The sequence below is a fragment of the Segatella copri genome, assembly GCF_002224675.1.
Lineage (GTDB): Bacteria > Bacteroidota > Bacteroidia > Bacteroidales > Bacteroidaceae > Prevotella > Prevotella copri_U.
In genome coordinates this window covers 17587-32146 of sequence record NZ_NMPZ01000012.1, presented here as the reverse complement: position 1 = coordinate 32146, position 14560 = coordinate 17587, and the positions used below count along the sequence as shown (strand labels likewise).

Sequence of the window (14560 nt, the reverse complement as noted above, 5' to 3'; positions counted from 1 at the left end):
CTATTAGATGATAATACTACTTGTTGATACCGAAGATTTCGCGAAGCACTTCCTTGTCGTCGAAGTGATGCTTCACGCCCTTGATCTCCTGGTAGTCTTCATGTCCCTTTCCGGCAACGAGGATTACATCGCCCTTCTTGGCCAGCATGCAGGCTGTGCGGATTGCTTCCTTGCGGTCAACGATGCTGATCACCTTCTTCATCTGCTGGGCGTTGAGACCAGCCAGCATGTCGTTGATGATGTCCTGTGGCTCTTCGAAGCGAGGATTGTCGCTGGTGATGATAACCTTATCGCTCTGCTTGACAGCCTCTTGAGCCATCAACGGGCGCTTGCCCTTGTCACGGTTTCCACCGGCACCGCAGACGGTAATCACTTCGCCGCCCTTGCCGTCGAGAACTTCGTGAATGGCATTCAGTACGTTCTCCAATGCATCTGGTGTATGAGCATAGTCAACGATGGCTGTATAGCCTTCTGGCGACTGGATTGGCTCCAATCGTCCGCTTACGCTGTGAAGGGTACTCATCACTACGAGTACATCCTCCGGCTTCTTGCCGAGCATGACGGCTGCACCATATACGGCAAGCAGATTGCTTACATTGAATTTTCCGATAAACTGTACGCCTACCTCTCTGCCATCTATCTCCAGATACATGCCGCCGAAGTGACACTCCAGGATTCTTGCCTTGAAGTCTGCCATAGAGCGAGTAGAGTAGGTCTTCACGGTAGCCTTGGTGTTCTGTACCATGATCATGCCGTTCTTGTCGTCGGCATTGGTGATGGCGAAGGCAGTCTTAGGCAGACCGTCGAAGAAAGCCTTCTTGGCGTTGCGGTAGTTCTCGAATGTCTTGTGATAGTCGAGATGGTCGCGGGTGAGATTGGTGAACAGTCCGCCGGCGAACTCCAAACCGCCGATACGCTTCTGTGCGATGGCATGAGAAGAGCACTCCATGAAGGCGTATTCGCATCCTGCCTCTACCATCTTGCCCAGCAGCATGTTCAGCTCGATAGGGTCTGGGGTAGTGTGGTCGGCAGGAATTGCCTCGCCCTCAATGTAATTGCAGACGGTGGAGAGCAGACCGCACTTATGTCCGAACTTGCGGAACATATTATATAATAAGGTGGCGATGGTGGTCTTGCCATTAGTGCCAGTCACGCCAACCAACTTCAGCTTCTTGGATGGATCTCCATAGAAGAGTGTAGCCACTTTACCTACAGCATCTTCGGTAGATGCTACCTGAATGTAAGTTACGCCTTCGATTTTCTCCTCAGGCATATCCTCGCACAAAACCGACTTTGCGCCCAGGGCCAATGCCTTTGAAATAAACTGGTGGCCGTCAACCTGAGTGCCCTTGATTGCAACGAACAAGTGACCTTCCTTAATCTTTCGGGAGTCGATGTTTACGCCCGAAACCTCTACATCAGCATCACCGACAATCTGAATCGGCTCGATGTTTTTGAGTAATTCTTGTAACTTCATATTTAATATCTTTATGTATTTACACCTTATTATATATATTAGTTCAATTCGATGATACAGATGGAACCCTTCTTGACCGGTGTTCCCGGCATGAGACTCTGCTTGATTACCTTGCCTCTGCCATGAATCCTGGTTCTGATTCCTCTGCTCTCCATGCAGAAGATAGCGTCTCTGGCTCCCATGCCTGTAATATCGGGCACGGTGCTTTTGCCGTATTGCTTCTCTTTGAAAAGCTTGATGCTTCTGCTTCCTATGCGTTCTGCCTTGCCCCAGATAGGATTGCCGTTGGCGTAGCTTCCACTCCAGTTGGTGTTGGTCTTGATGCCCAGGTGGGTGAGTACGTAGTCGGCAGCCAGCACGTTTCCGTTCTTCACGTCCGGAACGAAGATGGAGGCTGAATCCTTGGCATCCTTCACGTCGAGTTTCAGGCTCTGTGCCATGATGCCTTCGGCAATGTCGTGGAATACCTTACCACTCATGCTTCCGCCGGAAGCTGGCAAACCTGATTTCTGAATGCAGACGATACAGCTGTAGCGCGGATTGTCGGCTGGGAAGTAGCCGGCGAAGCTCACCAGATAGTTGGTAATGCCGTTCTTGTAACCGCCGGCTCCCTTGGAAACCTGAGCCGTACCGGTCTTTCCGGCAACCTTGAAGTTAGGTGAACCGGCTTTTTTGCCCAGTCCCAGGCTAACCACCTGTTCCAGGATGGTTTGCATCTTCTTGATGGATTGCGGCTTGGCTATCTGTTCGCGCATCACCTCTGGAGGAAACTCCATGATGGTTTCTCCGTTCTTCACTACCTTGCTCACGAATCTAGGACGCATCATCTTGCCGTTGTTGGCGATGGTGTTGTAGAAGGTGAGGGTAGAGATCGGTGGCACCTGCGTCTCGTATCCGATACTCATCCATGGCAAGCTGGTCTTTGCCCAGTTGTCATACTGTCCGTGGCTGTTTCTGTGCGGCATTCGGATTCGGGCAGGAGTAGCTCCCACCAGTGGAATCTTCAGGTCGTCGTGCAGACCGGTGCGATAGATGCCCTGTACGAATTTCTCCGGACAGTTGTGGTAGTGGTCGTCGATGATTCGGCTCACACCGATGTTAGAACTGTACCACAGTGTCTTTGCGAAGGTCAGCATTCCATATCCGCCCTTTCGCCAGTTATGGTCCTTCATATCTCGTCCGTACATCTGCCAGACACCACATCCCGTTTCCACGCGATAGGTAGTATCTACCACGCCGTCATCGAGTGCTACGAGCAGCGAGGCTGGCTTGAATACCGAACCCGGCTCCAGAAGGTCGCTCACGGCATGGTTGTGAATCTCTCTGTATTCGCCATCGAAGCATTTTTCCATGTTTACAATGGCCTTGATGTCGCCGGTAGGCACATCCATCACGATGGCTACACCCACGTTGGCATTGATTTCCTTCAACTCTTCGATGAGTGAGCGCTCGGCAAGATCCTGCATGCTCACATCGATGGTGGTAACGATGTCGGCACCGTCGATAGGAGGGGTGTCGGTGATGTCGAGGAACTTGTTGCGCACCTTGCGGCGATGCACGATACCATTGGTTCCGCGCAGGATGGAGTCATAGCTCAGCTCCAGTCCGAATCTGGCGGTATCCTTGGCACCAAACATGGCTCCGATGGTTCTTCCTGCCAGCGAACCGTAGGTGCGGGTGCGGGCATTGTATTCCTCCCAGTGGAATCCGCTCTTGTAGGGAGTGAGGCGGAAAATTGGCAGCGCCTTCACCTCGGTGAAGGTGTTATAGTCGATACGACTTCCATATACCGCCCAGTGGCGGCTCTTCTTGCCGCGTCCCTCTATGAGATGGCGCTTGAATTCCTCTGCTGTCTTCTCCGGGAATATCTTGTGGAGTCCCTGGCAGATGGAATCCTGCTTTGCATCCCAAAGCGAGTCGTTGCCGGCTTCGGTTAGCGCCTTGAAGTCCATGAATACCTTGAACTCTGGCAGCGAACTCGCCATCAGCTGTCCTGCGCAGCTCAGGATGTTGCCTCGGTTAGGCTTCACGGTCACGGAGTCTTTCTTCTGTCGCTCGGCAACCTGCATCCAGTAGTCGTGCTTAGCCGTCATGATGTAGAGTGCTTTTCCTACGATGGCGGTGGCAATCAGGGTCATGATGATGGCGATGGCACTATAGCGCGGCATTACTTTCTTATGCTCAAACTTGCTCATTCTTCTGGTACGTTTATGATGTAAGGAGGTTGTGTGGCGATGTGCAGGGTGCTGTCCTTGCTGTGTTTCAGCATATCGAGCACATTGCTTTCACGACTCTTCTCTGTTATCTGACTGCTGGTTGACAGTGCTTTGTATTTCGTGTCTTGCAGCTCTTTTTGCAGTTGATCCAATTCGATGAGATCCTTCTGGATGCTGTATCGGTTGGATATGTAGATAATGATGAAAACCACGATGAGCATGAACAGCCATATCTGCTTTCTGATGATTTGTGCGGTGAGGATGTCACCACCCAGAATCTTGCGCAGTGTGAAGCTGGCAGAACCCGACACTTCCTCCTCGATGGCCTGCTTGGCAATCACTTCCTTGAGCGAAGCCTGCGGAGCCGGTTTGGGAGCTTCCGGTTCCGATTTCTGCTCTTCAGAAGCCTGCGCCTTCTGCTTTTCAGTAGTCGGTGCTTTCTCCTTGGTCTTTGCCGACTCAGAAACCTGCGTCTTCTGCTCTTCTGCCGGGATGCTTGTTTCTGGTTTTTCTTTATCTTGTTTCATTTTCTATTGCATTACATGATTGCAGTTACATGATAATCTCATTTACTCTATTTCTTTTCTGCGATTCTCAACTTGGCGCTGCGGCTTCTCGGGTTTCTCTCCTGCTCATCGGCGTCTGGTATGATTACCTTGTTGTTGACGAGCTTGAAAGGTGTCTCGATTCTTCCGAAGAAGTCCTGTTCTACCTTGCCCTCTGGATTGCCCGCCTTCATCATATTCTTCACGATGCGGTCTTCCAGTGAGTGATAGGTAATCACCGAGAGTCTTCCTCCCGGCTTGAGCAGTTCGGTGGCAGAGCGGAGCATTTCTTTCAGGGCATCCATCTCGTGATTCACCTCTATGCGCAGTGCCTGGAAGAGCTTGGCCATCTCCTTCTTCTCCCGCTCTCGCTTGAAGAGGGGTTCCACGGCAGCCATGAAGTCCTTGGTGGTCTTGATAGGGCTTGCGGCTCTTGCCTTGACCAGCGCTGAAGCGATGCGGCGGGAATTCTTCAGTTCGCCGTAGAGATAGAAGATGTCGGCAAGTGCCTCTTCCTCGTATTCGTTCACGATGTCGGCAGCAGTCTTCCCGGCTCTCTTGTTCATGCGCATGTCGAGAGGAGAATCAAAGCGGAAGGAGAATCCGCGGGTCTCGTCGTCGAAATGATGACTCGATACACCGAGGTCGGCGAGTAGTCCGTCCAGTCCCTCTACGCCATAGTATCTCATCCAGTTCTTCAGGTATCTGAAGTTGGAGCATACGAAGGTGAAGTTGGGATTTGCCACCACGTTGCGCTCGGCATCAGCGTCCTGGTCGAAGCTGTAGAGATGTGCTCCCTCGCTCAGGCGGGAGATGATTTCTCTGGAATGTCCTCCACCGCCGAAGGTAACATCTACATAGATGCCGCCTGGTTGGATGTTGAGTCCGTCAACGCTCTCTTTGAGGAGCACGGGTACGTGATATGTTTCTGCTGTCTTGATCATTCTTCTTGATTCTTTTTCTTTTGTAAGTTACTTATTTTTAACTTGTTTCTTTCACGTGCATGTACTTATATACAGCGCGTATGTACCTATTTAATAGGAATTCGGCTCCAAAGGTACATAAAAATCCTCACATAGCTCCATGTTTCCCCACAAATTTTATGAAACGGGCGCAAAAAAATGATTTTTTTCATTTTACGCTCTTTATTCGCTGGTATCTAGTAATTCGCGAAAAACGATGTTTTTTGTCTTGATTTCTCCCGAAAAGATGGAAAAATGCACTATTTTTTAGCTTTATTGATAATTTTTCGGGAAAAATGACTCATATTTAAAAAAGAAAAACTAACTTTGCACGTACTTATTAGGTTTACTAAAAATGAGTGGTTCAATAGAGAAAACGATAGACATAGAAAAGATACTGAAGAACAAGATGGGGAGCAAAGCTAAATTTGTTCCCGGATTCCTCGTGTCGTGGCTAAAAAAGATTATACACGAAGACGAAGTGAACAAGTTCTTGTGGGAAAGCCGAAACCTCTCCGGTACGGAGTGGCTTACAGAATGCGTGCGCTATCTGAAGATGGATGTTGAAATCGTAGGCTTGGAGAATTTGCCGGATAAGAATGATGGCAAACTCTATACTTTCGTGTCTAATCATCCGCTGGGCGGACAGGACGGCGTGTGCCTCGGCTCCATCATCGGAACGCATTACGATGGTAAGTTCCGCTATCTGGTAAACGATCTGCTGCTCAATCTCCCGGGCTTGAAGCCGGTGAGCATCGGTATCAATAAGACCGGCAGACAGAGTCGTGACTTCCCTCGCATGGTAGAGGCTGGATTCCAGAGCGACAACCACATGCTGATGTTCCCTGCGGGACTGAACAGCCGCAAGCAGCCTGATGGCAGCATCCGCGATTTGCCTTGGAAGAAGACTTTCATCTCCAAGAGTGTGGAATATCAGCGTGATGTGGTGCCTATCCATTTCGGTGGGCAGAACTCCGAAAGGTTCTATCGCATCGCCAGGTTCAGCGACAAGCATCTGCCTTTCAACCTTGCCATGATGTTCCTTGTGGATGAAATGTACAAGAATGTGGGCAAGCATTTCCGCATCGCCATCGGCAAGCCGATTCCCTGGCAGACTTTCGATCACAGCAAGTCGGCTACAGAGTGGGCGCAGTATGTGAAGGACAGGGTTTACGAACTCTAGTGAGAACCCTTTTACAGTGAGCAATCATAGAAAAAGTAAGAGAAATAGAACAAGATAATTATCGATATTATATAGAGAATTATGGAAGAAGAAATCATCCAACCGATTGACCGCGAACTGCTGAAGAGCGAGTTGACTCCCGAGAAGCAGCTTCGTATGACCAACAAGAGTCATAACGAAATCTATATCGTTACGGCTAATGATTCGCCAAATGTATTGAAGGAAATTGGTCGCCTTCGTGAAATCGCTTTCCGCGAAGCAGGTGGTGGAACGGGTAAATCGATGGACCTTGACGAATTCGACTTTGGTGACAACTGCTACAAGCAGCTTATTGTCTGGAATCCAGATGCTAACGAGATTATTGGTGGCTACCGTTATCTCCTGGGCAAGGATTGGGAACTTGATGAAAAGGGGCAGCCTAAGCTTGCTACCAGTCACATGTTCCACTTTTCAGATAAGTTCCTGAAGGAATACATGCCATATACTGTGGAGCTGGGCCGTTCGTTCGTCTCTCTCGAGTATCAGAATGTGCGCAAGAATACCAAGAGTATCTTTGCTCTTGACAATCTCTGGGACGGATTGGGTGCCCTTACCGTGCTCTATCCGGATGTAAAGTATTTCTTCGGCAAGATGACGATGTATCCTTCTTACATCCGTCGTGGCCGCGATATGATTCTCTACTTCCTCAAGAAGCATTTTGATGACAAGGAGAACCTGGTGATTCCGATGAAGCCATTGAAGTTGGAAACTCCTGAGAGCGAGATGGCAGCTATCTTCACGGAAGATGATTTCCGTGCTGACTATCGCATTCTGAATCATGAGATTCGCCAGCTCGGTTTCAATATACCTCCTCTGGTGAATGCCTATATGAACCTCAGTCCTACCATGAAGCTCTTTGGTACAGCCATCAATTATGGCTTCGGCGATGTAGAGGAGACGGGCATTCTCATTGCCGTGGATGAAATCCTGGAGGAGAAGCGTATCCGCCATATCAACAGCTTTATTGAGGAGCATCCTGAGGCGCTGAAGATTACAAGCGGTGCCAACAAGATTTTCTACAAGGAAAAAGAATAGTATTTTCTAATTTACTCTTCACTCTTCACCGGGAAGGTTTAAGGTGTTGTAAATTAGATGGTTAGACGGGTGAAGAGTTGAACTGACACTTCACCACTCTTCACCACTCTTCACCCATATTATTTTAGAGGAAAGAATATCAGAGAGGCAATGGTTCCGTCATCAATGAAGACTAGGCTTTGTCATCAATGAAGACCAGACCCTGTCATCAATGAAGACCAGATCTTGGAATAAATGATAGCTGAACCTCGCGATAAGTGAAGAGTGGTGAAGAGTGGTGAAGAGTGAACCACCACTCTTCACCGCCCACACCCCCAGTGTTTATAGGGGGTTCAGTCGATTTGGTGAAGAGTGAAGAGTAAAAGCGAGAGTAGTCTTTTTACAGATAGTTCAGCTGAATTTTATCTCCCGACGTATCGTTTTGTGCCTGGCAATGGCACAAAGTTGCCCTGGTAAAGGGCAATATCTTGCCATAACCAGGCAGTAAATGGAATAAGGCAAAGAATGCCAATATTCCATTATACTTTCTTAGGTAAGTAAGAGATTGCTTTGTTTCTATACTATCGGCAGACTTATTCCGTTGATTTTCTGATAGATGTCGAGTGCATAGATATCCGTCATGCCACTGATGTAATCCAATATCGCCATGATTCGCTCCTCCAGATTCTCGTTCTCTATGTCGTACTGGCTGCTTACCCTTCTCAGGAGTTGCTTGGAGTAGAAGCGGGATGGATTCACGGCGGCATCGATGAAGACCTCCATCAGGGTAGCCATGATCTTGTAACCCGAAAGTTCGATGTCGAGAACCGGTTTGCTGGCATAGATTTTCTTGCGGGAAACCTGCGTACATTTCTGATAGGCTTGGCGCTGATGTTCGGCGATATGTTCGATGAGACATCCCTCGAAAGTGCCGGCAAGAATCTCCTCTTCGTGATTCAGAAAAACATTGACGCATTCGTTCTCAAGCTTTCCGATTACGCAGGCACGCATGTACACTACCTGTTCGTTTTCATCTGTCAATCCCTCATCCAGGATTCGCTGGCGAATCTTCTGTTGGGTTTCCTCGTCAAAGAATCCCAGCAGTAAGTCAGCTGTCTCCTCGAAGGATAAGATTTTGAGTTTGTGGGAGTCTTCGATGTCCATAATCTCATAACAGATATCATCAGCTGCTTCTACCATATACACCAGCGGGTGGCGGGCATATTCCAGAGGCTCTCCCGGTTTCGATTTTCTTAGGATTCCCAACTCCTCAGCAACCTTCTGGTAAGATTCGGCTTCGGAAGTAAAAAATCCAAACTTGCCGTGCTTCCCAGCCAAACTGCTGGCAAAAGGATATTTCACGATGGCAGCAAGCATAGGATAGGTCATCACGAAACCACCCTGGCGGCGACCTTTAAACTGATGCGTCAGGATTCTGAAGCCGTTGGCATTACCCTCGAAATGGGTGATGTCGTCCCAGAACTCGGCAGAAACTTCATCTTTCAATCCCTGTCCGGCACCCTCGCTGAAGAAAGTCTGGATGGCTTTTTCTCCGGAATGACCGAAGGGAGGATTGCCCAGATCGTGCGCCAGGCAGGCTGCACTCACGATGGTTCTGATTTCCTCGAAGAGTGTATCCTTCAGCTCCGGGCGCTTCTGGATGATGTGGCGGGAGATATCGTTGCCCAGCGACATACCCACACTTGCCACTTCCAGGCTGTGAGTGAGGCGGTTGTGTACGAAGATGCTGCCCGGTAAGGGGAAGACCTGCGTCTTGTTCTGCAATCGGCGGAAAGCCGAAGAGAAGATCAGACGGTCGTAATCGCGCTTGAACTCCGAGCGGTCATCGTGGCGCTCGGCGTGCTTATGCTCCTGTCCGAATCGCTTGTTAGATATGAGTTGGGTCCATTCCATATTCTTTCTGTATTATGAGTCTTTTATGTTGTCTATTGTGCAAAAATACACGAAAGTTAGGATAAATCAAAATAAAAAAGGATAAATTATATCATTTTCACGTCTAAAATGCGATTATTCGGTTAAAAAGCAGTATTTTTGCAGAAAAATAGAAAATTATGCTGAAAGTACAGATTATCAATAAGGGGCATCAGCCTCTCCCTGCGTTTGCCACACCTCAGAGTGCGGGCATGGATTTGCGTGCTAATATCGATGAGGCTATCGTGCTTCATCCTATGGAGCGCCGACTCGTTCCTACGGGGCTTTTCATGGCATTGCCGGCTGGTTATGAGGCACAGATCCGTCCTCGCAGCGGTCTTGCTCTGAAGCATGGCATCACCGTGCTCAATACTCCGGGTACCATCGATGCCGATTACCGTGGCGAAATCATGGTGCTGCTCATCAACTTCTCACAGCAAGACTTCGTCATCAATGATGGCGAGCGCATCGCACAAATGGTGCTTGCCAAGCACGAACAGTGCGACTTCATCGAGGTGGAGGAGCTGGATGAAACTGAGCGTGGTGCAGGCGGTTATGGTCATACCGGCGTAAAATAAAATAAGGATTTTTAGATAAGATTTGATAGTGAAGATAGATTTAAGAAACATGGGAGTCTGGGTGACTGTGGTGCTCATCGGCGCCATAGCCTTGCCTTCGCTCGCCCGGAAAAAGAAGATGCAGCCTGTCGGACAGCAACAGCAGACTGTAAGGGTGGATTCGCTTTCTCCAAACAATCGTAAGCGATATGATTACTTCTTGACCGAGGCGGCTCGCCAGCATGCAGCTGGCAATTATTCTGCCGCCTTCGATCTCTACGAACACGCCCGGAACATCGATCCTAACTCGGCAACGGCAAATTATTATCTGTCTCTCTATTTGACCGAGATGAAGCAGGATTCGCTGGGTCTTCTGCGATTGCAGAAGGCGATAGAGCAGGATCCTGAGAACCTGATTTTTGCAGAGCGACTCGCCCAATACTATATCAGCAAGGGAAAATACGAGGATGCCATCAATGCCTACGAGGCTGTCTATGCCAAGAATCACAGCAATACGGATGTGCTCCGCGTGTTGGCGCAGCTCTATCAGCAGCAGAAGAACTTCAAGATGATGCTCAATACCGTCAACCGTCTGGAGACCGAAGAAGGTGAGAGCGAGCAGTTTACACTCACCAAGATGCGTATCCATGAGATGATGGATGACAAGAAGGCTGCCTATAACGAACTGAAGTCGCTTGTAGAACAGCATCCTCTGGATATGCAGTATAAAACCATGCTGGGCAACTGGCTGATGCAGCACGACCGTCAGAAGGAAGCGTTCAAGTACTTCACCGATGTGCTGAAGGAAGAACCGGATAATTCCTACGCCCAGATGTCGCTCTACGATTATTACAATGCCACCAAGCAGGCGGATCTGGCGAATGGCATGCTCGATAAGATTCTGATGAGTCAGAAGACGGATACCCAGACCAAGATCATGATGTTCCGTTCCTTCATCCAGAACAATGAAACCGAAGGCGGCGACTCTACCAAGGTCATCGCCCTCTTCGATAAGGTGCTCAATGTGCCACAGCCGTCTTCTGAAATAGCCGAGGTGCGTGCTGCCTATATGAGTTTGAAGAAGATGCCGCCCGACTCTGTGATTTCAGCCTTCAAAAAGGTGCTTGATATCGCTCCTGACAATGCCAATGCGCGCATCCAGACCATTCAGCTGCTCTGGAATCAGAAGAAGTATCATGAGGTGATCGAACAGGCGAAGGCTGCCCACGAATACAATCCGGAAGAGATGATCTTCTATTATTTCGGAGGTATGGCTTACTATCAGAATAAGGACGAAGATGCGGCGCTCAATGAGTTCCGGCTGGGTGTGGCTCAGGTGAATAAACTCTCTGCCAACGACCTGGTTTCTGATCTCTATGCCGTGATGGGCGACATCCTGCATCAGAAGAATCAGAAGGATGCAGCCTTTGCAGCCTATGATTCCTGTCTGCAGTGGAAAGCCGACAACGTAATGGCGCTCAACAACTACGCCTACTATCTGAGCGAGGAAGGCAAGGACCTGCACAAGGCTGAGGCAATGAGCTACAAGACCATCAAGCTGGAACCGAACAATGGTACCTATCTTGATACCTACGCCTGGATTCTGTTTATGGAAGAGCGTTATGTAGATGCCAAGACCTACATCGATGCGGCTCTCAAGAACCGTGATTCTACCGAGAATAACAGTACGGTATTGGAGCATGCCGGCGATATTTACGCCATGAACGGTATGGTGAATGAGGCTGTCGGCTATTGGAAACAGGCCTTGGATGACGATCATCAGACCGAAATTCTGAAATGGAAGATAGAAAATAAGCAATATATTTCCGAGGAAGAATTCCAACGAAAGAAGAACCCTGCAGCTGCTGAGCTCAAGAAATCGAAAGTGGCAGGCAAGTCTGCGGGTAAAAAGAATAAGAAAGGTAAAAAGAAGTAATGAATATGAAGAAGATGAATATGGCAGTAGCTGCTGCGGCACTCCTGCTGATGGCTTCCTGCGGCACTACCAAGAAGATGGAAGGAGCTGGAAAGGTGAATGCCAATGATAAGAAAACCGAGACAAAGGCGGAGCAGTCGGCTGCGCTCAGGAATCTGGCTTTCGTTCAGAAAGTATCAGATAATCAGGTTTATACCAATAATATTGTGGGCAATATGAATTTCAATCTGCAGGCAGCAGATAAGGACATCACCGTGCCGGGCAAGTTGAGTATGCGCAAGGATGAGGTAATCCGCATCCAGCTCTTCATCCCTATCCTGGGTACAGAGGTGGGAAGACTGGAATTCACCCCTAACTATGTGCTGATCATCGACCGCCTTCACAAGGAATACATCAAGGCAGATTATACCCAGGTGGATTTCCTGAAGAAGCAGGGCGTAAACTTCTATTCTCTCCAGGCGCTCTTCTGGAACCAGTTGCTCGTGCCTGGAACCAAGAAGGTGACAGATGCAGACCTGAAAAAATTCTCTGCCAACCTGGATGCTGTGGGTGAGAATGTACCTGTGGCTCTGCAATATGGCAAACTGAACTATACCTGGACTGCCAACCGTAATTCGGGCAGAATCACCGAGGCCAATGTGGTGTATCAGGACAGAAGCACCAGCACAGCCAAGCTCAATCTGAAATACAGCAATTTCAAGAGCGTGGGCGTGAAGATGTTCCCGGCTACCCAGAATCTTACACTCTCTGCCATGGTGAACAACAAGCCTCAGGTAGTGAAGATCAACATCGATATGAAGAGCGTGAAGACCGACAGTAAATGGGAGGCACAGACCGAAGTGTCTGACAAGTACAAGAAGGTGGCTCCAGAGGATGTACTCGGCAAACTGATGAGTATGTAGTGTTTGTCGCGAAAGAAAACAATGAAATCATGTATTGAATAATGAAGCGAATTATATTTTTCCTATTGGCAATCATGTTCTCGCTTGCTCCCTATGCGCAGAAAACGGTGCATAAGAAGCCGGTGAAGAAAACCGCTGTTGCCAATCGTAAGCATCAGGCTCAAAGAAAACCGGCGGCTCGCCGTGCCAAGGCACCTACCAAGGCAGAACGCCGTGCTGCTACCTATAGCAATGCTTCTATCAGAGGATTGCAGGGGCAGCGTGCCGATATCCAGCGAAGAATCAGGGAGCAGGAGCAGGCTTTGCGCAAGAACAAGGCTGACGTGAAAAAGCGTCTGGAAGACCTGATGGCGCTGAATGGCGAAATCGATCAGAGTCAGAAGAAGATTGAAGGTATCGAGAAGGATATTCATCATATTAATGGAAACATCGGTATCCTGCAGGCGCAGTTGAAGACCCTTCAGCAGCAGTTGCAGGATAGAAAGAACAAGTATATCCGTTCTATGCGATATATGAGCCGGCATCATACGGTGCAGGACAAGCTGATGTTTATCTTCAGTGCCAAGAACCTGACCCAGATGTACCGCCGTCTCTCGTTCATCCGCCAGTACTCTTCTTACCAGAAGGTGCAGGGCGAGGCTGTAAAGGCTAAGCAGCAGCAGGTGAACGATAAGCACAAGCAGTTGCAGAATGTAAAGGGGCATAAGAATACCTTATTATATAAGGGCAAGCAGGAGAAAACTGCTCTTGAAGGCAAGCAGACCCAGCAGCAGGAGATGGTACACGGACTGCAGAAGCAGCAGAAGACCATTCAGGCTGTCATCGCCGATCAGCGCCAGAAGGATGCTGCCATCAATGCTCAGATCGACCGCTTGATTCAGCAGGAAGTAGCCAAGGCTCGTGCCCGTGCTGCTGCCGAGGCTAAGCGCAAGGCTGCTGCGGCCGCTGCTGCCAAGAAGCGTGCAGAGGAACTGGCGCGTAAGAAAGCTGCTGCTGAGGCTGCTGCAAGGGAGAATGCACGTCGTATTGCTGAGGCGAAGGCTCGTGAGGCTGCTGCCGAGGCTGCAAGAAGAAAGGCTGCCGAGGAGGCTCGTGCTGCTGCCGAGGCTGCTAGAAAGGCGCAGGAAGAAGCTGCTGCCCAGGCTGAGGCGAAGGCTAAAGCAAAGGCGCAGGCTAAGGCCCGTGCTGCTGCCGAAGCTGCTCAGCGTGCTGCCGCAGAACAGGCGGCTCGTGAAGCTGCTGCCGAACAGGCGGCTAAGAAGGCGGAAGCTGACCGCAAGGCTGCTGAGCTGAAAGCCAAGGCGGATGAGGAGCGTCAGGCCCGTGAGATTGCTGCTGCCAAGAAGGAGGCGCAGGAAGCGGCAACCTTGAGTTCGGTAGATAGAATGTTGAGTGGCGGATTCGAGGCAAACCGTGGCAGATTGCCTATGCCTATCAGCGGCGGTTATCGCATCGTGAGCCACTTCGGTCAGTATAATGTTCAGGGATTGAAGGGCGTTACCCTCGACAACAAGGGTATCAATATCCAGGGTAGGCCGGGTTGTGTGGCTCGCAGCATCTACGATGGTGAGGTGAGTGCCGTCTTCGGATACGGTGGTATGTGGAATGTCCTGGTTCGCCATGGTGCCTACATCTCGGTATATTGCAACCTGAAATCGGTCAGCGTACATAAGGGGCAGAAGGTTAGTACCCGTCAGGCTTTGGGTGCCGTTGGCTCCGACAACATCCTCCAGTTCCAGCTTAGAAAAGAGACTGCCAAGCTTAACCCTGAGGCTTGGCTGGGAAGATAAAATATAG

General features: G+C 49.5%; 11 protein-coding genes. 6 read left to right on the top strand and 5 right to left on the bottom strand.

Translation table 11 applies throughout. The annotated features are described in order from the left end of the window. Positions 1 to 16: 16 nt before the first annotated feature. From CFT61_RS08865 to rsmH, 4 genes are read right to left on the bottom strand one after another with little or no spacing between them, the layout of a single operon-like run. The gene (locus tag CFT61_RS08865; protein ID WP_089544081.1) at positions 17 to 1477 is read right to left on the bottom strand and encodes a UDP-N-acetylmuramoyl-L-alanyl-D-glutamate--2,6-diaminopimelate ligase; all 1461 of its coding nucleotides are present in this window, start codon (positions 1475 to 1477) and stop codon (positions 17 to 19) included. A 38-nt stretch (positions 1478 to 1515) separates the two neighbouring features. After that, positions 1516 to 3672 carry a penicillin-binding protein gene (locus tag CFT61_RS08860; protein WP_089544080.1) on the bottom strand — a complete coding sequence of 719 codons (2157 nt, stop codon included), beginning with the start codon at positions 3670 to 3672 and terminating at the stop codon, positions 1516 to 1518. Then, on the bottom strand, positions 3669 to 4220 hold the full coding sequence (locus tag CFT61_RS08855) for an FtsL-like putative cell division protein (RefSeq protein ID WP_176425555.1): 552 nt from the start codon (positions 4218 to 4220) through the stop codon (positions 3669 to 3671). The genes CFT61_RS08860 and CFT61_RS08855 overlap by 4 nt, the downstream gene beginning before the upstream one ends. Before the next feature lie 47 nt (positions 4221 to 4267). Then, positions 4268 to 5182, bottom strand: coding sequence for a 16S rRNA (cytosine(1402)-N(4))-methyltransferase RsmH (gene rsmH, locus CFT61_RS08850; RefSeq protein WP_089544079.1), 915 nt, complete (start codon positions 5180 to 5182; stop codon positions 4268 to 4270). Between the two features lie 373 nt (positions 5183 to 5555). Here rsmH and CFT61_RS08845 point away from each other — a divergent pair, with 373 nt between their 5' ends. Further along, the gene (locus tag CFT61_RS08845; RefSeq protein WP_089544078.1) at positions 5556 to 6383 is read left to right on the top strand and encodes a glycerol acyltransferase; all 828 of its coding nucleotides are present in this window, start codon (positions 5556 to 5558) and stop codon (positions 6381 to 6383) included. An 81-nt stretch (positions 6384 to 6464) separates the two neighbouring features. Then, the gene (locus CFT61_RS08840) at positions 6465 to 7457 is read left to right on the top strand and encodes a GNAT family N-acetyltransferase (RefSeq protein WP_089544077.1); all 993 of its coding nucleotides are present in this window, start codon (positions 6465 to 6467) and stop codon (positions 7455 to 7457) included. Positions 7458 to 8012: 555 nt separating this feature from the next. Here CFT61_RS08840 and CFT61_RS08835 read toward each other — a convergent pair. Next, entirely contained in the window at positions 8013 to 9350 is a 1338-nt protein-coding gene (locus tag CFT61_RS08835; RefSeq protein WP_089544076.1) for a deoxyguanosinetriphosphate triphosphohydrolase, read from the bottom strand. A gap of 158 nt (positions 9351 to 9508) precedes the next feature. Here CFT61_RS08835 and dut point away from each other — a divergent pair, with 158 nt between their 5' ends. The 4 genes from dut to CFT61_RS08815 are packed head-to-tail and all read left to right on the top strand — an operon-like array spanning position 9509 to position 14553. Next, positions 9509 to 9946: a dUTP diphosphatase gene (gene dut, locus CFT61_RS08830; RefSeq protein WP_089544075.1), complete on the top strand. Its 438-nt coding sequence runs from the start codon at positions 9509 to 9511 to the stop codon at positions 9944 to 9946. Between the two features lie 28 nt (positions 9947 to 9974). Next, the gene (locus tag CFT61_RS08825) at positions 9975 to 11861 is read left to right on the top strand and encodes a tetratricopeptide repeat protein (RefSeq protein WP_367379335.1); all 1887 of its coding nucleotides are present in this window, start codon (positions 9975 to 9977) and stop codon (positions 11859 to 11861) included. A 5-nt stretch (positions 11862 to 11866) separates the two neighbouring features. Continuing rightward, positions 11867 to 12763, top strand: a complete 897-nt coding sequence (locus CFT61_RS08820) for a DUF4292 domain-containing protein (protein ID WP_089544123.1) — start codon at positions 11867 to 11869, stop codon at positions 12761 to 12763. A 41-nt stretch (positions 12764 to 12804) separates the two neighbouring features. Continuing rightward, entirely contained in the window at positions 12805 to 14553 is a 1749-nt protein-coding gene (locus CFT61_RS08815) for a murein hydrolase activator EnvC family protein (protein ID WP_089544074.1), read from the top strand. Positions 14554 to 14560: the final 7 nt, after the last annotated feature.